2 protein-coding genes are annotated in these 5,000 nt (G+C 57.5%); both read right to left on the bottom strand.

Features of this window, described 5'->3' with window-relative positions; all coding sequences use genetic code 11:
• The coding region (locus AC07YV_RS29670; protein WP_494990396.1) for an Ig-like domain-containing protein at positions 1–1,734 on the bottom strand (1,734 nt) is incomplete at its 3' end.
• A 494-nt stretch (positions 1,735–2,228) separates the two neighbouring features.
• Positions 2,229–5,000, bottom strand: a 2,772-nt coding sequence (locus AC07YV_RS29675; protein WP_494990397.1) for an Ig-like domain-containing protein, incomplete at its 5' end; no start/stop codon positions are given.

A 5,000-nucleotide genomic window follows, 5' to 3' on the forward strand; every position in this document is an offset into this window, starting at 1 on the left:
GCCCGCGGCATTGGTGGCAATGGCAGTGAGGTTGTGCAGGCCATCCGCCAGGGCGGCTTGCGGGGTGAAGCTCCAGTGACCTGCCTCATCAGCCTCAACGGTGCCCAGCAGGGTGCCGTTGCTGTAGATCGAAATGGTCGAGCGAGCCGCGGCAGTACCTTCGATGCTCGGACGGGTATCGTCGGTACTGGCGTTTTTTTGCAGGATGCCCTGAATCGAACCGACACCATCCTTTACCGCGGTGATGATCGGCATCGATGGCAGGCCAAGCATTACGGTCAAATCCAGGGGCGCGGAAGGCGCCGATACGAGACCCAAGCGGTCAGTCGCCGTCACCGTGAAGCTGTGCGCACCTTCTGCCAGGGACTGTTCCGGGGTAAACGTCCAATTACCATTGACATCGGCAGTGACGCTAGCGATTTGACTGTCTCGATCAAAAATCTTGACCGTGCTATGGGCTTCAGCCTTGCCTTTGAGTGTCGGGGCGGTATCGTCGGTAATTGCACCGTGCAGGAGCGGACCAGTAGCCGAGCCGACATCGTCCAGCACTTCGACGATCTGCGGCTGCTCGGGTACCATGGTATCGATGATGACCTTGTACACTTGCGAAGGGAGGCTTACGTTGCCGGAGGCGTCCTGAGCGAGCACCTTGAATACATACTCACCATCGGGCAGCGGCGGATTGATCCGGGTAAAACGCCAGACACCCTGGGCGTTGGCGATGGTTGCGCCGAGCTCCACATCACCGTTGTAAATAGTGATCAGGCTGCTGGCTTCGGCCTTGCCCGTCAGCGTTGGCGTGTTGTCGGCGGTGTAGCCGCCATTGCTGACAGCTGAGGCAATGCCAGTATGGTCCTGAATGACCTGAGTGATCATGGCGCGCTGTGGAGCGACAGTATCGATAATCAGCACAACCGAGTCCGACACCTGCCCGGTTGCCACATCGCGCACGGAGAAGAACTGCGCCCCCTCTCCCAGTGTATCTTCCAGTTGAATGGACCAATGACCTTGCGCATCGACTTTGACGGTGAGAATAGGCTCCCCGCCGTGCAGGATTTCCAAGGTGGAGTTGGGCTCACCGCTACCCTCGAACACTGGCAGCCGGTCATCGATGATCGCAATACCCTGCTGGGTATTCAGTTGAATCGACCCGGTCGTGCTGCCGGCATTGTCATAGATCGCAGTAATTTCAGGGTAAACGGTGAACGCGCTTGCACTCATCAGCCGAGGCCCAACCAGAGTCGCGCCCTCCTGAGCAACAGGCGCGTCAGCCTCAACAGACGCAACATCGGCATTGAGCATTGCGAGCTGCTGTTCAATAGCCTCAAAGGTTGCCGCACGCTGAATGGCGGTGAGGAACTCCGATTCGTCCTGGTTTTGCTGGTGTCCCAGGCTGGTGCTCATCCACTCCACAGCCCCCTGTGCAACGTCACTACGAGCAAGGAGGTGCTGATTGTACTCACCACTGCTGGTCAGGCTGTAGATGCCGTTATCGCCCAGGAAGAAGTCCTTTAGCACGATATCGAAGGGCTTCTGCGGGTCGGTGTACAGGCGCAAGTTCAGGTCGTTATCAAGACGCTGCGCAGTAACGGCTTCGCCAAGAAGCGCATTCTGTTGTTCAGTAAAGATATAGCGCCCACTTTCAACTGCAGGAATGGTCAAACTTGAACTTTCCAGCTCATCGAACGGAAAGAAGTACAGCATATTTTGCTTATTGAGAAAGGCGAATTTCATTTGAAATGACCAAAGTTAGAACAACAATATCAAGCGCAAGACAAACCCGAGAGCCTGTCCTACGCCATTCAACAGCGAAATCCCAGCTCAAGCCAGGTGTGCTGGCAAATCTCACAGACGACGCGGGAACGCTCGACTGACTGAGTTATTTCAATCTTCTATATTCACTCTGCGCAGACTTTGACTGCCACGAACCGAACGCCCCGCACAGCCAATTAATGAATTCAATTAATGGGTTCATTAACAATTCGAGTATGATTTCCCCTTACCGAATCAAACATAGGATCAGTCCCAAAAGGCGCTTCAGACCTGGAAAACGTTGAGTGACAGATTCCTAGACGGCGCCCACAAAAAAAAAGGGCTGCAGAGCAGCCCAAAAGGGAAGAATTATTGAATCTGCGTTGATCCGCTGCGACTCAGGCCGCAATCACAGCCGGCCTGGCGCAAGGCCACGGCGAAACACCGTGGCTATACCCGGATGAGCACTGGGCAGGTTATTGGAATTGCACCATTACCCCCTGCTGTACCAGGAGTTCCGCGTCCAATCCGGTGTGCTGGTAAACCTCGTAGACAACACCAGCACTGGTCACCTGACCAAGCGCTTCCCAATCACCGACATCCATACCTTTAGGCAGCAGGTCGCTCAGCAACACCTTGTCACCAACGTTACCCTTCACCGCGAGCTGCACGCAGTCATCGGAGATAAACGCACGATGGTTACCCAACTCGAGCACATCGCCCAAGGCGAGTTTCACGGTGTTGTCGCCAGTGCCGGTTAGGTCGATGACCTCGATCGAACTCAGGTGCCCTTTCACGGCCGACAAGTCCAGGACCTGATTGGCGCCAAGCAGGCGCAGGCTGTCTACACCGCCGCTACCTTCGACCCGGTGGATCTGATCCAGCACGCTGACATCATGAACGGAGAACACGTTATCGCGGCTTTGACCATAGACCTCGGTGACATCCCCGGTCAGCACAGTGTTCGCGGCCGGAGCGGCGTCGGTGTCGATAAACCCGGACGAGTTACCGGCCTTATCCACCAAAGCAGCACTTGCGGAACTAATCGAGCCCACGTCAAGCTTGACGAAACCGGCAGCAATATCCTGCTGAGTCAGCGTGTGCTCGAAGCGACGTTCGCCGCCATCAGCAATCACTGCAACTCGATCACCCACAGAAATGAAGGCCGAATCGAAACCTACCTGCAGGTGGGCACCCGCCAGCTGTACCGAAGACGGTGCGCGTGGCGCAGCCGTATCCATGATCACAGCCTGTTTCATGACGTAACCAACAGTACCGGACTGATCGACTACCCGGGTCTGGATTACCCAGCCTCCAGTATGGACACTGCGATCCTGAATGACCCAATCAGTGCCCTCGACCAGGGCATCAAACCAGTTTTTACCGCCATCCGAGGAAACCTGCAGCTTCTGGGTTTCCGTCAACTCAGCATTCAGCACACCTTGCAGCAGTCGCCCATAGGAACCGTTGTTGGTGATGAAATCGCTACCGCTCTGCCCCGAGTCCTTGCCCATCTGCAACAGTCGGGCAACCTGGGTCGGGCCATTACCGGTGTAGATGACTAGGTCAATCGAATCCGAAACAGGGCTGCGTTCGCCAGTCTGGCTCACGGCGACGGCACTGAACCTGTACTCGCCATCAGCCAATGCTGCTTCTGGAGTGAAGCTCCAGCTGCCTGATTCATCCGCGGTTACGCGACCAATCTCGACACCTTTGTTCTCAATGACCACGGTTCGGCCCGCTTCAGCCTTGCCGTTGAGGGTCGGCCGGGTGTCATCGGTGGTGTCACCAGTCATCAGGCTGCCTTGCTTGGCACCCTGGTCGTCGTAGACCGACTCGATGCTCGGCTTGAGTGGCGGCGCGATATCGATAAGAACTACGTACGCAGCAGTCGGCTCGGAGGCGTTGCCAGCCAGGTCTTCGCTGACTACCGTGAAGCTGTGCTCGCCTTCGGCCAGTGCTACGTCCGGAGTGAAGCTCCAGTTGCCAGCGGCATCTACCGACGCACGGCCGATCTCGATACCCTTGTCGAAAATCACCACTTTGCCGTTCGCTTCAGCCTTGCCGCTAAAGGTCGGCCGGGTGTCGTCGGTGGCTTCACCGGACTTCACGACACCTTGCTTGACACCCTGGTCGTCGTAGACCGAATCGATGCTTGGCGCAGTCGGTGCGACCGTGTCAACGATGACCACGAACTCTTCCGATGGCGCGGAGGGGTTGCCCGCCGGGTCCGTGATGACCACTTCGAAGACGTGTTCACCTTCAGCCAGTGGTTCCTCAGGGGTGAATTCCCACTTGCCGTCTTCGCCGATCTCCACCTCGCCAATGACATTGCCATTGTCGATGATGGTCACGGTGTCACCCGGGTTACCTTCGCCGCTAAGGGTCGGCTGGTTGTTGTCGGTGCTGTCTCCACTTTCAAGCGGACCCTTGCCGTCGTCAATGCCACCCACACTAGGTTGTTCCGGAGCGATGGTGTCGATGATCACCACGTACGCAGCGGATGGCTCAGACTTGTTGCCAGCCTGGTCTTCGTTGACCACGGTGAAACTGTGCTCGCCTTCGGCCAACGCTGCGTCCGGGGTGAAGCTCCAGTTACCAGCTGCGTCTGCTGACGCACGGCCGATTTCGACACCCTTGTCGAAAATCACCACCTGGCTGCTCGGTTCAGCCTTGCCGTTGAGGGTCGGCTGGGTGTCGTCGGTGGCTTCACCGGACATCACGATACCCTGCTTGTCACCCAGGTCGTCGTAGGCCGACTCGATGCTCGGCGCAACCGGCACAACAGTGTCGATGACCACGACGAATTCATCCGATGGCGCGGAGGGGTTGCCCGCCGGGTCAGTGATCACCACTTCGAAGACGTGTTCACCTTCGGCCAGTGGTTCCTCAGGGGTGAATGCCCACTTGCCGTCCTCACCGATCTGCACTTCGCCAATGACATTGCCATTGTCGATGATGGTCACGGTGTCACCCGGGTTACCTTCGCCGTTCAGGGTCGGCTGGGTGTCGTCGGTGCTTTCGCCGCTTGCAATCGGGCCCTGCTCGTCGGTCACGCCACCCACGCTCGGTTTTTCCGGCGCGACGGTGTCGACGATGACCACGAACTCTTCCGATGGCTCGGACGCGTTGCCCGCCGGGTCCGTGATGACCACTTCGAACACGTGTTCACCTTCGGCCAGCGGTGCTTCAGGAGTGAATGCCCACTTGCCGTCTTCACCGATCTGCACTTCACCAATGACATTGCC

Source organism: Pseudomonas sp. GW456-E7 (assembly GCF_059424105.1).